Origin of the sequence: Pandoraea iniqua (assembly GCF_902459685.1) — a bacterium.
GTDB lineage: Bacteria > Pseudomonadota > Gammaproteobacteria > Burkholderiales > Burkholderiaceae > Pandoraea > Pandoraea iniqua.
The window spans coordinates 323,506-338,515 of the sequence record NZ_CABPSF010000006.1 but is presented as its reverse complement, the minus strand read 5'-3'; the positions used below and the strand labels follow the sequence as shown (position 1 = coordinate 338,515).

The 15,010-nt window shown below is 62.0% G+C and carries 14 protein-coding genes and 1 tRNA gene; 6 read left to right on the top strand and 9 right to left on the bottom strand.

Annotated features, from left to right (window positions below):
* Window positions 1-373 precede the first annotated feature (373 nt).
* From PIN31009_RS20910 to PIN31009_RS20900, 3 genes are all read right to left on the bottom strand, one after another.
* The gene (locus tag PIN31009_RS20910; RefSeq protein ID WP_150740253.1) at window positions 374-763 is read right to left on the bottom strand and encodes a hypothetical protein; all 390 of its coding nucleotides are present in this window, start codon (window positions 761-763) and stop codon (window positions 374-376) included.
* Between the two features lie 210 nt (window positions 764-973).
* Window positions 974-1,279, bottom strand: a complete 306-nt coding sequence (locus PIN31009_RS20905; RefSeq protein WP_150740252.1) for a hypothetical protein — start codon at window positions 1,277-1,279, stop codon at window positions 974-976.
* Window positions 1,280-1,666: 387 nt separating this feature from the next.
* Window positions 1,667-1,743 (bottom strand) — tRNA-Arg (locus PIN31009_RS20900).
* Window positions 1,744-1,961: 218 nt separating this feature from the next.
* Between PIN31009_RS20900 and rocD the strand changes: the two genes are divergently transcribed.
* A complete protein-coding gene (gene rocD / locus PIN31009_RS20895; RefSeq protein ID WP_150791459.1) occupies window positions 1,962-3,176 on the top strand; it encodes an ornithine--oxo-acid transaminase in 1,215 nt (404 codons plus the stop codon).
* Here rocD and PIN31009_RS20890 read toward each other — a convergent pair.
* Entirely contained in the window at window positions 3,173-3,502 is a 330-nt protein-coding gene (locus tag PIN31009_RS20890) for a DMT family transporter (RefSeq protein WP_150791458.1), read from the bottom strand. The two genes, rocD and PIN31009_RS20890, sit on opposite strands and share 4 nt — an antisense overlap.
* Before the next feature lie 158 nt (window positions 3,503-3,660).
* On the opposite strand from PIN31009_RS20890, the gene alaC reads away from it, so the two are divergent.
* Entirely contained in the window at window positions 3,661-4,878 is a 1,218-nt protein-coding gene (gene alaC, locus PIN31009_RS20885) for an alanine transaminase (RefSeq protein ID WP_150791457.1), read from the top strand.
* A 94-nt stretch (window positions 4,879-4,972) separates the two neighbouring features.
* Here the strand turns inward: alaC and PIN31009_RS20880 are convergent, their stop codons facing one another.
* Window positions 4,973-5,752 (bottom strand): AraC family transcriptional regulator, encoded by a 780-nt coding sequence (locus tag PIN31009_RS20880; RefSeq protein ID WP_150791456.1) that lies wholly within the window; start codon window positions 5,750-5,752, stop codon window positions 4,973-4,975.
* Window positions 5,753-5,867: 115 nt separating this feature from the next.
* Here PIN31009_RS20880 and PIN31009_RS20875 point away from each other — a divergent pair, with 115 nt between their 5' ends.
* Window positions 5,868-6,629: an alpha/beta fold hydrolase gene (locus PIN31009_RS20875; protein WP_150791455.1), complete on the top strand. Its 762-nt coding sequence runs from the start codon at window positions 5,868-5,870 to the stop codon at window positions 6,627-6,629.
* Window positions 6,630-6,695: 66 nt separating this feature from the next.
* Here PIN31009_RS20875 and PIN31009_RS20870 read toward each other — a convergent pair whose 3' ends face one another.
* Genes PIN31009_RS20870 through PIN31009_RS20855 form a run of 4 tightly spaced genes read right to left on the bottom strand, consistent with a single transcriptional unit; the run spans window position 6,696 to window position 10,481 of the window.
* On the bottom strand, window positions 6,696-7,112 hold the full coding sequence (locus PIN31009_RS20870) for a PPC domain-containing DNA-binding protein (RefSeq protein WP_087691463.1): 417 nt from the start codon (window positions 7,110-7,112) through the stop codon (window positions 6,696-6,698).
* The gene (locus PIN31009_RS20865) at window positions 7,109-7,645 is read right to left on the bottom strand and encodes a PPC domain-containing DNA-binding protein (RefSeq protein ID WP_058375700.1); all 537 of its coding nucleotides are present in this window, start codon (window positions 7,643-7,645) and stop codon (window positions 7,109-7,111) included. The genes PIN31009_RS20870 and PIN31009_RS20865 overlap by 4 nt, the downstream gene beginning before the upstream one ends.
* Complete coding sequence (locus tag PIN31009_RS20860; RefSeq protein WP_150791454.1) at window positions 7,642-9,279, bottom strand: acyl-CoA synthetase; 1,638 nt, start codon at window positions 9,277-9,279, stop codon at window positions 7,642-7,644. Before PIN31009_RS20860 ends, PIN31009_RS20865 begins: the two co-directional genes overlap by 4 nt.
* Before the next feature lie 35 nt (window positions 9,280-9,314).
* Complete coding sequence (locus tag PIN31009_RS20855) at window positions 9,315-10,481, bottom strand: acetyl-CoA acetyltransferase (protein ID WP_058375702.1); 1,167 nt, start codon at window positions 10,479-10,481, stop codon at window positions 9,315-9,317.
* A gap of 692 nt (window positions 10,482-11,173) precedes the next feature.
* Between PIN31009_RS20855 and PIN31009_RS20850 the strand changes: the two genes are divergently transcribed.
* The 3 genes from PIN31009_RS20850 to PIN31009_RS20840 all read left to right on the top strand — a co-directional run bounded on the left by PIN31009_RS20850 (window position 11,174) and on the right by PIN31009_RS20840 (window position 14,991).
* A complete protein-coding gene (locus PIN31009_RS20850) occupies window positions 11,174-12,193 on the top strand; it encodes a TRAP transporter substrate-binding protein (protein ID WP_087691461.1) in 1,020 nt (339 codons plus the stop codon).
* A gap of 15 nt (window positions 12,194-12,208) precedes the next feature.
* A complete protein-coding gene (locus PIN31009_RS20845) occupies window positions 12,209-14,071 on the top strand; it encodes a TRAP transporter large permease (protein ID WP_246185789.1) in 1,863 nt (620 codons plus the stop codon).
* 164 nt (window positions 14,072-14,235) lie between these two features.
* Window positions 14,236-14,991, top strand: coding sequence for an SDR family NAD(P)-dependent oxidoreductase (locus tag PIN31009_RS20840; protein ID WP_150791453.1), 756 nt, complete (start codon window positions 14,236-14,238; stop codon window positions 14,989-14,991).
* The last annotated feature ends 19 nt before the right edge of the window (window positions 14,992-15,010 follow it).

Here is a 15,010-nt window from a genome sequence, read left to right as displayed (position 1 = left end):
GGGTCGTCCCCGTGTTCGCGACGGTACGCAGCTGCACATACGGCAACTCAAGTGTCTTCGTTGAATGCTGCCTGTGTAACGCACCCGCCAACGGATTTTGCGGCCAGGACCGCTTTCCGAACTGCGGCATAGCACGCGTCATGCATCAGCAAGACTTTCTAGTCCCTGGAGACAATGAGGCCTTGCGTACAGTTGTTGCCTGCTAGCTCGGCCTCTTTGTCCATCATTCACTTGTGCCCCCTTTGCTGGTTTGGTTTTCAGGTCGATGGAACGCGGATATCAAAAAGGCCGCCCTCGGCAGCCATTTTTCACCCAAATATCTTATGCTCCCCCTCAATGCTGAGGGTTTCGAGAACCACAGGCGGACTCCATATCAGGCGAACTTCTCTTTCATGAATGACACGATATAGGGCGTCGCTGCCGCAGCGACTGTCGACGCAGTGGCGGAATCAATCCCCATTCGATTTGCAAGCGCTTGGGCAACGCGGCCGGTCAACATTCCGGCACCACCGCCCTCTAGCGACTTGAGAAAGCCATCGCCCCGAACAAGCCCTGCAGCGAAGGCGGCAAAGAAGCTTTTTCCGGCATGATCGCCCATCCAACTGGAGCTCTGTTCCTCGGTACCAGCATGGGCAACATCAGTCGCATGCCCCAACATCTTTTGGGCATCGTCAGCATTAACACCCTGCGAAATCAGGGCTTGCCTAGCTTGCTTACCCAGCTCCGAAGTCATGAATTCGGAAACCAATTGCTGAACGTCCATAGAGAACCTTCCTTCAAACGATCAAGGGAAAAAATGCCCCTCCACGCAGAAGCGGCAATGTCCTTTTGAGAGGGGGGGGGAGACATGACAAAACTCAGTGCGAACTCCGTCTCCCGACCTGAGATCGCAGAGAGCTCCCTCTCAGAATATGCCATTGTGGTGTGGAAGCAGAACCTCCAACACCAACAATCAGTGCTATGCCACCACGAATCAACAGTCGCGCACTAAATACCAATGCCCCTCATATTTCATCGCATCAGCGAGGCCAACGTAATTGCGTTGCACCTGGAGCCGTAACTCCCCCTTGCAGCCCAAGTTCAAGAAAGTGACCGCAGCTTGCCGTACATGGCACCTGTCAGCGCAATTGCTAGCAGTACCGGCCAGAGAAAGAACGTTGCAGGCACCTCCAGCAACACTCGGAGGCTTCCCCAGTCCATATACACCGAACGCATTTCGAGTACGTTCGGAAACCCGCAGGAAGCCAATAATCTGCTCTTCGGTGAATCGCTTCTTCATGCCCAATCTCCTGACTACGTGATTGGACTCTAAATCGTCGCGCTACTCAAATTGGGGGAGACGTCGGCACAGCGCAGTCGTGTTCATGGGCTGTTCATCGATAGCCGTAGCGCAGCGGGTAGTCGCAGCATCACCGGAACGATGCGCTAACAAGTCATCCCAATGTGGCACTCCAATTAAGTCGTTCGATGGCGGAATGTGGGTGATCTGCAATCAAGCGGGCACCAGACCTACAAGCGAACAACGATCGGACATGCAAGTATTCCGAATCGCCTGAATCGAGGTGCGCATTGATCGGCGACGCCCCGAAAAACCTACACCACGCCTACACGGGGAAAACTACGAAGATGATGAATTAAAAATATTATCGCAAACCATTGATTTGATTGGCCTGCCCAGAGGGATTCGAACCCCCGACCGTCGGCTTAGAAGGCCGATGCTCTATCCAACTGAGCTATGGGCAGTGCGTGTTGGCGGCGACCGAGTGTCGCTGCCGGAAGGTTCCTGAGACTAGTGCACTTTGCTGCGGATGATTCGCAATCGCAAGAATGCGCTGAAATGCCCGAGGAATCGGCGATTATAGCGCACGCGCATGCCAAATTCATCCGCGTGCCCTCAGGAGATGTCCTCTTTACGTGTCCCTCCCTTCCCATCTAGACTACTGACGTGGAGGGACGCGCTCATGAACGAGATCGAACGCGAACAACGCTACGGCGCACACAACTATGCCCCGCTCCCCGTCGTGCTCTCGCACGCCAAGGGCGTCTGGGTCTGGGATGTCGAGGGCACCCGCTATCTCGACATGATGAGCGCCTACTCTGCCGTCAGCCACGGCCACGCTCATCCTCGCCTCGTCGCGGCACTCACCGCGCAGGCGCAGCGGCTCGCCATCGTCTCCCGGGCGTTCTATTCCGACAAGCTCGGCGCCTTTCTCGAACGCCTCTGCGATCTCACCACGCTCGACGGCGCGCTGCCGATGAACACCGGTGCCGAAGCCGTGGAAACCGCCATCAAAGCCGCCCGCCGCTGGGGCTATAGCGTCAAGCGTATTCCCGCTGAGAAAGCCGAAATCATCGTCGCCGATGGTAATTTCCATGGCCGCACCACCACCATCGTCGGCTTCTCGTCCGAACCCGTCTATCGCGCCGACTTCGGGCCCTTCGCCCCCGGTTTCGTACGCGTCCCGTTCGGGGACATCGACGCCGTTCGCGCCGCCATCACCCCCAACACCTGCGCCGTCCTCTTCGAAACGATTCAGGGCGAAGGCGGTGTCGTCGTGCCACCCGATGGCTTCCTGCGCTCGCTACGCGACCTTTGCACAGAGCAGAACGTGCTCATGTTGCTCGACGAAATTCAATCGGGACTCGGACGCACCGGGCGATGGTTCGCCTATCAGCACGAAGGCATCGTCCCCGACGGGGTCATGCTGGGCAAGGCGCTCGGCGGCGGATTGCTGCCCGTCTCGGCATTCGTCGCAAGACACGACATCATCGACCTGTTCGAACCCGGCAGTCATGGCTCAACGTTCGGCGGTAACGCGCTGGCCGCCACCGTCGCGCTCGAAGCGCTCGACGTCATGGCCGACGAAGACCTGCCCGGCAGAAGTGCGGAATTGGGGGAGTATTTGCTCTCACGTCTGCGGGCGATCCATTCGCCCGTCATCCGTGAAGTGCGCGGACGCGGCCTCTGGGTCGGCATCGAAATCGACCCCGCACTCGCCGACGCCCACGATCTCGCCATGCGGCTGCTGCGTCGTCACATCCTTGCGAAGGAAACACGCTCGACCGTACTGCGTCTCGCCCCGCCGCTCATCATCGAGCGCGCAGAAATCGACATGTGCGTCGGTGCGCTCAAGGCAGTGCTCGCAGAAGCAGAAGCCGAGCAAGTCACGGCTTAGTGCGCCGACGATTTCGACCAGAGATTCATCACCAGCACGCCGGCAATGATCAGCGCCATGCCGAGCATCGCAGCGGCATCGAGCTTCTGCCCGAACAACACGCGCGACACGATCGAGATCAGCACGATACCCAGCCCCGACCACATCGCATAGGCGATGCCCACGGGAATGGTGCGCAGCGTGAGCGACAGCATGTAGAACGCCACGCCATACCCCGCCACCACCAGCACCACCGGCCCCACGCGCGAGAAGCCGTCCGACGCCTTGAGCGCCGACGTGGCAATCACCTCCGCCACAATCGCCACCAGCAAGTACAGATACGCCATCGCTAACCTCCGGTTTTCAAGGCCGCCCATCATAACCGACGGCCCCCGCAAAATTGTCTTGCACAATCTCACGCCGCCTTGCTAAAGTCGCCGTCACGGTGTGGCCAGCACACCGGCGTCGCTCGGACGGTTCCGGGCGCTTACGTTCCAGGATCAACATGTCAGGCTCCCAGAGCTCGCGCAGCTTTGCGCGCATCAATCGCCTTCCCCCGTACGTCTTCAACATCACCGCCGAACTCAAGATGGCGGCGCGTCGTCGTGGCGAAGACATCATCGACCTGTCGATGGGCAACCCCGACGGGGCCACGCCGCCGCACATCGTCAGCAAACTCGTCGAAGTCTCGCAACGCCCCGACACGCACGGCTACTCGACTTCGCGTGGCATCCCGCGTCTGCGTCGCGCCATCACCCGCTGGTACAAAGATCGCTACGACGTCGAACTCGATCCCGAGCGCGAAGCCATCGTCACCATCGGCTCGAAGGAAGGCCTCGCTCACCTGATGCTCGCCACGCTGGACCAAGGCGATACGGTGCTAGTGCCCAACCCGTCGTACCCGATTCACATCTACGGCGCGGTCATCGCCGGGGCGAACATCCGCTCCGTGCCCATGACGCCCGGCATCGACTTCTTCACCGAACTCGAACGCGGCATTCGCGAAAGCCATCCGAAGCCCAAGATGGTGATTCTCGGCTTCCCGTCGAACCCGACCGCGCAGTGCGTCGAACTCGAATTTTTCGAGCGCGTGATCGATCTCGCCCGCAAGCACGACATTCTCGTGGTGCACGATCTGGCCTACGCCGACATCGTCTATGACGGCTACAAAGCGCCCTCGATCATGCAGGTACCGGGCGCGAAAGACGTCGCAGTGGAGTTCTTCACGCTGTCGAAGAGCTACAACATGGCCGGCTGGCGTATCGGCTTCATGGTCGGCAACCCGGAACTGGTCGCCGCCCTCGCGCGCATCAAGAGCTATCACGACTACGGCACGTTCACACCGGTTCAAGTGGCCGCCATCGCTGCGCTCGAAGGCGATCAGACATGTGTGGAAGAGATTCGTGAGCAATACCAACGCCGCCGCGACGTGCTCTACAAGGGTCTGATCGAAGCGGGCTGGGCGGTCGATCTGCCCAAGGCATCGATGTATATCTGGGCACGCATTCCCGAGCCGTATCGCGCGCTCGGCTCGCTGGAATTCGCGAAGAAGCTGCTCGCGCAGGCGAAGGTGTCGGTCTCCCCCGGTATCGGCTTCGGTGAGTACGGCGATGAGTATGTTCGCTTCGCACTGATCGAAAACGAATCGCGTATTCGTCAGGCGGTGCGCGGCATCAAGCACATGTTCCGCGAAGACGGGCTCGTCACGCCGACCGTCGCGTAAGTCATCACGACGCAGCATCATTGCTTGACGTTGACACACACCGGGGCCTCCGTTCAGACGGACGCCCCGGTTTGCTTTTCAAGGCCGCTGCAAGTTAAGCACGCGCTTCCAGATACCGGCTCGGCACGTCACCGAGTACACGACGAAACGCCGACGTGAATGCACTCGGGCTGCCATAGCCCAGATCCAGCGCCACACGCGTCACGGACTGCCCCTCACTCAGGCGTGCGATCGCTGCCAGCAAGCACACTTGCTGCCGCCATTCGGCAAAGCTCACACCGGTCTCTTCACGAAACCGGCGCGTGAAGGTGCGACGACTCATCGATGCGGCATCCGCCACGGCATCCAGATCGGTCGCAATCGACGGTGCCGCAAAGACCTGCCGGCACACATCCACCAGCCGCGAATCGCTCGGCATCGGTGCATGCAGCGACAGGCGCGGCATCGCGGCAATCTCCGAGACGAGGAAGTCCATGAGCTTGCCATCTCTCCCGTTGATGTCATACAGGGCGGGCAGATCCACCGCTTCATCCATCAACTGCCGCAGCAACGCCGACACCCCGAAAACGCAACAATGCCCGGGCAATCCCGCCGCCTCGGCAGCATCGCTCGCCACGAAGGTGTTGAGCATCGTCACCGGGCCGCTCATGGTCATCTCGTGCTGCACACCCGCCGGTACCCAGCAGGCGCGCTGCGGCGGCACGAACCAGCGCCCCTGCGGCGTAGCGACCGTAATCATGCCGCGCGAGGCGAACGCGAACTGCCCTCGCCCGTGCGCATGCTCGGGAAACGTCGATCCCGCCGCATAGCCGTTGGTGGTCACGACCACGTTGCGCGGCAAGGTTTCGTAGGGATCGAGCAGTGTATTTCGCATGGCCCGGATTCTACAGCGATTGACCCACTGTTGATGGCGGGCAATCCCGCAGGCCACTACGATGCCTGTCTCGGCAGTGCATCGCACGTCGCCACGATCAACCTCTGGAGTCGATATGCCCAATACGTTCCATCGCGTAGGGAATGGCCCTCACGCTGTCTTTGTCCTGCACGGCTGGTTCGGCGATGCGCACGCGTTTGAGCCCATCGAGGCGTGGCTCTCGCAGGACGACTTCAGCTACGTCTTCATGGACTATCGCGGCTATGGCGGCATGCGTGAAATCGCCGGCGCTTTCACGATGGACGAGATTGCCGACGACACCCTCGCGCTCGCCGACGCACTCGGCTTCGCGACCTTCAGCCTCGTCGGCCACTCGATGGGCGCGATGGCCATCGAGAAGATCGCCGCCCGCGCCCCCGAGCGTGTGCGAGCGTTAATCCCCGTCGCCCCGGTGCCGTGCGGCGGCGTGCCGTTCGATGCAACGCGCCGTGCGCTGTTTGAAAATGCCGCGCATGACATCGCACTGCGCAAGACGATCATTGACCGCAGCACCGGCAACCGGCTGCCGTCGCGCTGGATCGACTGGAAGGCGGCCTACTCGCTGTCCACCTCATCGCCCGAAGCGTTTGCGGCTTACTTCCGCACTTGGGCCGACACGGACTTCAGCCAAGAAATCACCGGCGTACACCCGATGAAAGTGCTCGTCGGCGAGCATGACCCGACTTTCGACGCCACACTCGCGAGCGCGACGTACCTGCGACGCTACCCCCTCGCCACACTCAACGTGTTGCCAAACGCCGGTCATTACCCGATGAACGAAACGCCGCTGGCGCTGGTTGCCGCCATCGAGTCGTTCCTGCATAGCGTCGGCGCATGAAAAAGGGGAGTCCGCAGACTCCCCTCTCCGTCGCAACCACCACGACATCCCGACTCACGCCCACCGTCAAGACGCCGGCAACCACTCTTGCAAGGTCACTTCGATGGTAATGAACGACAGGTTGCCGCCGCGCACGAAGCGCCCGGCGAACATGCGCCCCTCGGTGTCCGCGACCATGCCGTGCAGCATCGGCAGCGACTTGGCGGGGTCTGTGCGCACATCGACTTCGCCGAACACGTTGAGGATTTCCACGCCCGGGCCCTGCACGAGTTGCTCGCGCCAGCCCTCTCCCGCGCGAAACGCGAGGCGTGCATCGATCAGACTGCCGACCGCCCCGCGCACGATGGCGCGCGAGATCGCATGCTCGGCGCAGAGCGCCTCGATGCTTTCGGTCAGGTCCTGATTCGGTTTGAGACGGGCCACCACCAAGCGGCCCAGCGTGCCATTTTCAATGGCGACGGGAACATCGAGCGCTGCGCTCATGAGAGGTCTCCGGCAACGGGATGGAGCAAGTGAAAGCGCGTTTCCTCATCGTCTGCGGTCACATACCCGCCGTGCTCGAACAAGCACAAGCGGATCACCACGGGCTCGTCGCCGGCCCACGTGTGATCGAGAATCAGATGGCCACCGTGCAAGTTGCCCGTGGGGTCGGAAAACCCCGCATGGCAATGCAGCAATGTCGCACCGTCGGCCGTCCGGCCTACGGTGATGGCACCGCCGATCAGGTCCACTTCCCGGGTTTCGTCGACCGGCGCCCCATACCCGAAGGGGCGCTCTGTATCTGCGGTGTTCTCAATCATGTGATACCGCAGACCTCGCGCGGTCCCCGCGCAAAAACGGCCGACGCCGCCGCCGTACGCATAGCGGGATAACGCCGCGCGCAACGACTCGCCAAGATTCGCACCAGACCGGATCGTCACGCGCAGTTCGTGCTGCCCGCTCAACACGCAGTCTTCCACACGGGGTAACGTGGGGGCGCCTGCATGCCGATAGATCCGTGAAAGCGCAGGTTTCATAGTCGATAGTCTCCTTGCTCTTCGAGCATCGTCTTGATTTGCTTCTTCACGATCTTGCCGTAGCCCGACTTGGGCATGGCATTCCAGAACACGAAGCGGCGCGGCCACTTGTAGCGGGCAATACGCGCTTCGAGATGTCCCAGCAACTCGTCGGCTTGCGCGGCCATCCCCTCACGGGCCACCACGACCGCCAGCCCGCTCTCACCCCACTTGGGGTCGGGCACACCGAGCACTGCGCACTCAGATACCGCCGGGTGCGTGAGCAACGCTTCTTCGATCTCGCGCGGATACACGTTTGAGCCGCCCGAGATGTACATATCCGACGCACGTCCCGTGATGTACAAGAACCCTTGTTCATCGACATGACCAAGATCGCCAGTGTGGAACCAGTCGTTCTTGAACGCCTTGGCGTTGGCATCGGGGTTGTTGTGATACCCCATGAACACAGCCGGGCCGCGCACGCAAATCTCGCCGGAACCGAACGGCGGCTGACGCATGCCGTGCTCGTCGAGAATCGCCACCTCCATGCCGGTGCGCGGCAAACCGCACGTGCCCACGCGCGCATCGGGTGCGTCGTCGTCATCGCCATGCAACCACGGCGGCAGCACGGTGATGTTGCCCGTCACTTCGCCCAGACCGTAGTACTGCACGAGTACGCGGCCCAGCTTTTGCAGCGCGTATTTCTGATCGGCGCGATACATCGGCGCCCCCGCGTAGATCACGAAGCGCAACGAGCTGTGATCGTACTCATCCACGGACGGGTCTTCGACCAGCATCTTCACGATGGTCGGTACGGTGAACATGTTGTCGATGCGGTGGCGCTCGACCGCCTGCCAGACCTGCGCCGCGTCCATCTTCTCGCCCGGCAGCAGCACGCTGGCCGCACCGCGCGCCGTGTTGACGATGGCGTGAATGCCTGCACCGTGCGAAAGCGGTGCAACCACCATCGAGCGGCTGCGATACGTGATGCCGGGCATCAGGTCCGCCAAATGGTTGGTGACGACGAATGCCATCTGTCCGTGCGAAAGCACGCCCGCTTTCGGATGCCCGGTCGTGCCCGACGTGTAGAAGAACCACAGCGGGTCTTCGTACTCGACTTCTTCTTCGAACTCGGGGGCGCCCATATGCTCGGCGACCAGCGTCTCGTAGTGCAGCTCGCCGGCGCGCGGCGTGCCCAATGCGATCACGTGGCGCAGCGCGGGCGAAGCGGCTTTCACCGCGTCGACATGGCCTTCGAAGCCCGCGTCGTAGATCATCACGCACGCCCCGCTCGACTGCCCCAGATAGGCGGCTTCGGGTGCGGTAATACGGAAGTTCGTGGGCACCCAGATCGCGCCAAGCTTGAACGCGATCCACGCGCTCTCGAAGATCGGCAGGTTGTTGCGTGAATGCACGAGCAGCTTGTCGCCCTTACCCACACCGAGCTTGCGCAGCGCATCGACGGCGGCATTCACGCGCGCATCGATCTCGCCCCAAGTCGTCACCTTGTCGCCGATGATCAACCCCGCCTCGTTCGGATGGCGCCGGGCAACGTCGGCCAACAGGCGGCCGAGATTCATGACCTTCTTGAGCATCTTGCTCGTCTCCTCTGCTTTCCTCTTAGTCTTCTTTGCCCGGCCTGCATCGGTGTGCATAGGCGTCCAATAACAGGCCCCGGGCCGCGTGCCGATCAGCGCGCTTCGAGAATGCTCACGTAGTTGGCCACCGCTGCGCCGCCCATGTTGAACACGCCCGCGAGTTTGGCATTGGGAATCTGCATCCCGCCCGCCGTGCCGGTGAGCTGCATCGCCGCCATCACGTGCATCGAGACGCCCGTGGCGCCGACCGGATGCCCCTTCGACTTCAGGCCGCCCGACGGGTTGACCGGCAGCAGGCCGTCTTTTTCCGTCAACCCTTCCGCGACGACGTTGGCGCCCTGTCCCGGCTTGGCCAGACCCATGGCTTCGTATTCGATCAGTTCGGCGATGGTGAAGCAGTCATGCGTCTCCACCAACGACAGGTCCTTGAGCGACACGCCGGCCACGCCGAGCGCCTGACGCCATGCGTGCTGGCCGCCTTCGAACGCGAGCGCGTCGCGGCGCGACAGCGGCAGGTAGTCGTTGACCTGCACGGCGGCGCGAAAGCCCACGGCCTTCGGCATGGTGCGGGCAACGTCGGCCTTCGAGATCACCAGCGCGGCAGCACCGTCGGAGACCATCGAGCAGTCGGTGCGCTTGAGCGGGCCAGCGACAAACGGGTTTTTATCGGAGACGTTGCGGCAGAAGTCGTAGCCGAAGTCGCGACGCATGTGGGCGTACGGATTGTCCGTACCGTTGCGGTGGTTCTTCGCCGCGATACGCGCGAGCGCGTCGGACTGGTCGCCGTAGCGATCGAAGTACTGCTGCGCAATGGTGCCGAACACCCCGGCGAAACCGCCCGGAATACCGGCTTCTTCACGCGCATACGAACACTTGAGCAGCACTTCGCCGACCTGCGGCGTGGCGAGCTCGGTCATCTTCTCGAAACCGATCACGAGCACGTGCGTGGCTTTGCCGGCTTCGATCGATTGCAGCCCGCCGTGCACGGCAGCCGAACCCGTCGCGCAAGCGTTTTCGTAACGCGTCGCGGGTTTGAAGCGCAGGCCGGGAATGTTGTTGAAGACGAGCGACGACGGGAAATCCTGATACAGGAAACCGCCATTGAAAGTGCCGACATGAATCGAATCGATCTGCTCGGGCGCGAGGCCCGCATCATCGAGCGCGGCTTGCGCGACTTGGGCCAGCAGAACTTCGGCGTCGACGTTATCGAGTTTGCCGAACTGGGAGTGGGCCCAGCCGGTAAGGCATGCAGCAACCATGAAGTTTCTCCGGAAAATTGGGGTGATCCAGACTCCGGTGAGCAATTTCGATGCCAGATTCGCGCGGTTCACGATCGCCACGGCATCGAACGCCGATTGCGCGGCAAGACGGTGGGGGGATTCACAGAAGATTCGCCCCGCCGTCCGGTCACACGCTTATGGCGTGCGCGCAATTGACGTAAGCGTAAAGCGGGACTCCTAAGTGCATCAAGTGAATTCGAAAGCGTGGCGCATGAAACGAATTTGCTGTGGCGCAACATGGCTCGCCCCGGGAGACAGCCGGCGGCCCAACTGCGACAGGTGTCTCACCGGCGGCGACATTCATGCGAGACAGTTGTCGCACGTGCAGCCGCGCCATGCGACAGGTGTCGCATGCCCGTGAGTCATCGGCTCAACGCCCCCGGCATGCCTGTCATAGCGCGCCATCCGCCTGTTCCACCAGACAAAAGCCGCCTAGCGGGCGCGTTGGGACGAGGTTGAGAGGGCGTTGAGAGGGTGTTGAGATGGCGTGGATGTTTAACAACGTAAGGGTTTTCCCGTCAGGGCGTCGAACTGGCATTCGATTTGCGTAAGATAGCCAAGCCACTTGTGAGCCCGCGTTCCGAGTTGGCAGGAAGGTTGCAGGGCAACACGCCTGTACCGTCCCGCTTCAGACGCAGTCACCAAACCTATAAATCAAGGAGACATGCAGTATGAGCACCATGGATCGTCGCCACTTCATTAAAGTCGTGGCCGCCTCATCGGCCGCTGCCGCCACGGGGTTGTACCAAACGCAGGCGCATGCCGCCGAAATCACGCTGAAGTTCGCCAACAACCTGCCGATCAGCCATCCGATGAACATCCGCGCCAAGGAGATGGCGCAGAAGATCGCGGAACAGTCGAAAGGCCGCGTGGACTTCCAGATTTACCCGAACAACCAGCTCGGCACCGATAGCGACATGCTGAGCCAGATTCGCTCGGGCGCCATCGACTTCTTCACGCTCTCGCCGCTGATTCTCGGCACGCTCGTGCCGTCGGCACAGATCTCGGGTGTGGGTTTCGCGTTCAAGGACTACGGTCAGGTATGGGCCGCCATGGACGGCGACCTCGGTGCCCACGTGCGCGGACAGATCGCCAAGACCACGGTCTTCGCGTTCGACAAGATCTGGGAAAACGGTTATCGCCAGATCACCACGAGCAACCGCCCGATCAACTCGCCGGCCGATCTCAAGGGCCTGAAGATCCGCGTGCCGACGAGTCCGCTGTGGACCTCGATGTTCCGCGCGTTCGATTCGTCGCCCACCTCGATCAACTTCTCTGAAGTCTATTCGGCGCTGCAAACGAAGATCGTCGAAGCGCAGGAAAACCCGCTCGCCCTGCTCACCACGGCCAAGCTGTACGAAGTGCAGAAGTACGTGTCGATGACGAACCACATGTGGGACGGCTTCTGGTTCCTCGCCAACAAGCAGAAGTGGGACAAGATTCCGAAGGACTTGCAGGACATCATCACCGCCAACGTGAACGCCGCCGCACTGGTGCAGCGCGACGACGTGAAGAAGCTCAACGACGGCGTGATGGTCGAGCTCAAGCAGAAGGGTCTCGTGTTCAACGCACCGAACAACGAACAGTTCCGCGACAAGCTGCGCGCAGCGGGCTTCTACACGGAATGGCACAAGAAGTTCGGCGACGAAGCCTGGGCCATGCTCGAAAAGTACACCGGGAAGCTCGCGTAAATGGAAACGTTGACGATGACGGCCGAGCCCACGCACGCGCTCGCCCGCCTCTTCTGCCACGTCAACCGCGCGGTGATGAAAGTCACCGAGGCGGTTGCCGTGCTGCTGGTCGTGGCGGAGACTCTCATCCTGCTCGCGGGCGTAATCTCGCGCTACGGGTTCGACAATCCGCTCACCTGGTCGGATGAACTGGCGCAAATCCTGTTCATCTGGCTATCGATGCTCGGCGCGGTCATCGCGCTCGATCGCGGTGAGCACATGCGCCTGTCCGCCATCGTCAACAAGCTCCCTGCGGCGTGGCGTGACTGGTTTCAGACGATGGCCGCGCTCACGGTCTGCGTGTTCGTGGCGCTCATCATCATGCCCGCGTATACGCATGCCATCGAGCAGATGGACATCACCACGCCCGCGCTCGAAATTCCCGATGGTCTGCGCGCCGCAGCACTGCCGGTCGGTGCCGCGCTGATGCTGCTCGCCGCAATCTCTCGCATGGCGCGCTGCTCCACGATGCGCCAGTTCGGGTTGGGCGTGCTGGTCGTCGCCGCGCTCGGTGCCGCACTGTGGCTCGGCCGCCCGGCGCTGATCGCGATGGGCAACTACAACCTGCTCGTGTTCTTCGTGCTGATCGTGGGCGTGTGTGTGGCTGGCGGCATTCCGATTGCATTTGCCTTCGGGACAGCCACGCTCGGCTATCTCGCGCTCGTGACGGATGCGCCGTTGCAGATCGTCGTGAGCCGTATGGACGAGGGCATGTCGGGCCTGATTCTGCTGTCGGTGCCGCTGTTCGTGTTGCTCGGTGCCCTGATCGAAATGAGCGGGCTGGCGCGCAGCCTGATCGAGTTCATGGCATCGCTGCTCGGTCACGTGCGCGGCGGCCTGCAATACGTGCTGCTCGGCGCGATGTTCCTCGTCTCGGGCATCTCGGGGTCGAAGGCGGCCGATATGGCCGCCGTTGCCCCGGCACTGTTCCCCGAAATGCAACGCCGTGGCTCGAAACCGGAAGACCTTGTCGCGCTGCTGTCCTCGACGGGTGCGATGACGGAGACGATTCCGCCGAGTCTCGTGCTGATCACCATCGGCGCGGTATGCGGGGTATCGATTACCGCGCTCTTTGTCGGCGGCCTGCTGCCGGCCGTGATCGCGACGCTCGCCATCGTGGTGGTGTGCTTCACCCGCTCGCGCAAGGAAGCACCGAGCGCAGCCCGACGCGCACCGTGGGGTGTGATCGGCAAGACGTTCATCATCGCGCTGCCAGCGCTGGCCCTGCCGATCCTGATCCGTACGGCCGTGATCGAAGGTGCTGCCACGGCCACGGAAGTCTCGACGGTCGGCATCGCCTACACGATCGTGATCGGCCTGATCGTGCACGCGTTCAAGAAGCATCTGAACTTCAAACGTCTCTACCCACTGCTCACGGAAACGGCCGCACTCTCCGGCGCGATTCTGCTGATCATCGGCATGGCCACCGCCATGGCGTGGGCACTGACGCAGTCGGGCTTCTCGGCCAAGCTGGTCAGCCTGATGCACGGCGTGCCGGGCGGACAAGTCGGCTTCCTGCTGATCTCGATGGTGGTGTTCATCGTGCTGGGGAGCGTGCTCGAAGGTATTCCGGCCATCGTGCTGTTCGGGCCGCTGCTGTTCCCCGTGGCACGTTCGCTGGGCATTCACGACGTGCACTACGCCATGGTCGTCATCCTGTCGATGGGCATGGGCCTGTTCGCCCCGCCGCTCGGCGTGGGGTTCTACGCTGCGTGCGCCATCGGCAAGACATCGCCCGACAAGGTGTTCAACCGCATGTGGACTTATATGGGCGCGCTGCTCGTGGCGCTGCTGATCGTGGTCTTCGTGCCGTGGATCTCTATCGGCTTCCTGAAGTAAGTGGTTCGGCGCGGGGCCGGTGGGCGGGTCGTGGGTGACCTGACCACCCGCCCGGCGCCACCGCGGCAACGGTTCGAATTTTCGCTGGGTAACTAACGGACTCCGCCTCACTGCTGGCGGTGGAGCCCGCGCTGTAAATCGAAATAAATTTAGGAGTCCTTAGCATGACCGAGAAAGTAGCAGTGGTGACGGGCGGTGGAATGGGTATCGGTGCAGCCATTTGCGAGCGGCTGGTCAAAGACGGCATGACGGTCGTGGTCGCCGATCTGAACGAAGACGTCGCGAATGAGACGGCGGGCAAGTTGAGGGCATCAGGCGGAAACGCGTGGGCACTCAAGATGAATGTGGGCGAAGAAGCTTCCATTGCCGACGGGTTCCGGCAAGTGGCGCAGAAGCACGGCCGCTGCGATGTGCTGGTCAATAACGCAGGCATCGCCAAGACGTTTCCGTTTCTCGAATATCCGCTCGATCACTGGCATCAGGTGATGGCCGTCAATCTGACCGGCACCCTGCTGTGCGGCCAGCATGCCGCGCGCCTGATGCGCGAGCAACGCTGGGGGCGCATCGTCAATCTGGCCTCGGTGGCGGGCATTCTCGCTAGCGCGGGGCGCACCGCATATGGCACGTCGAAGGCGGCCGTGATCGGCCTCACGCGTCAGATGGCCATCGAACTCGCTCCGTTCGGCATTACGGCCAACGGCGTGGCGCCGGGCCCGATCGACACGCCGCTGACCAAGGTGCTGCACTCGGATATCTCGCGCCAGCACTACACGGAAACCACGCCGCTGGGCCGCTACGGCCAGCCGGAAGAAATCGCCGGGGCGGTGAGCTTCCTCGCGTCGGACGACGCGTCGTATGTGACCGGGCATATCCTGCCGGTCGACGGCGGCTTCGTGGCCGCCGGGATTCTGGAAATCTAAACCGCTAAACCGGAATCGG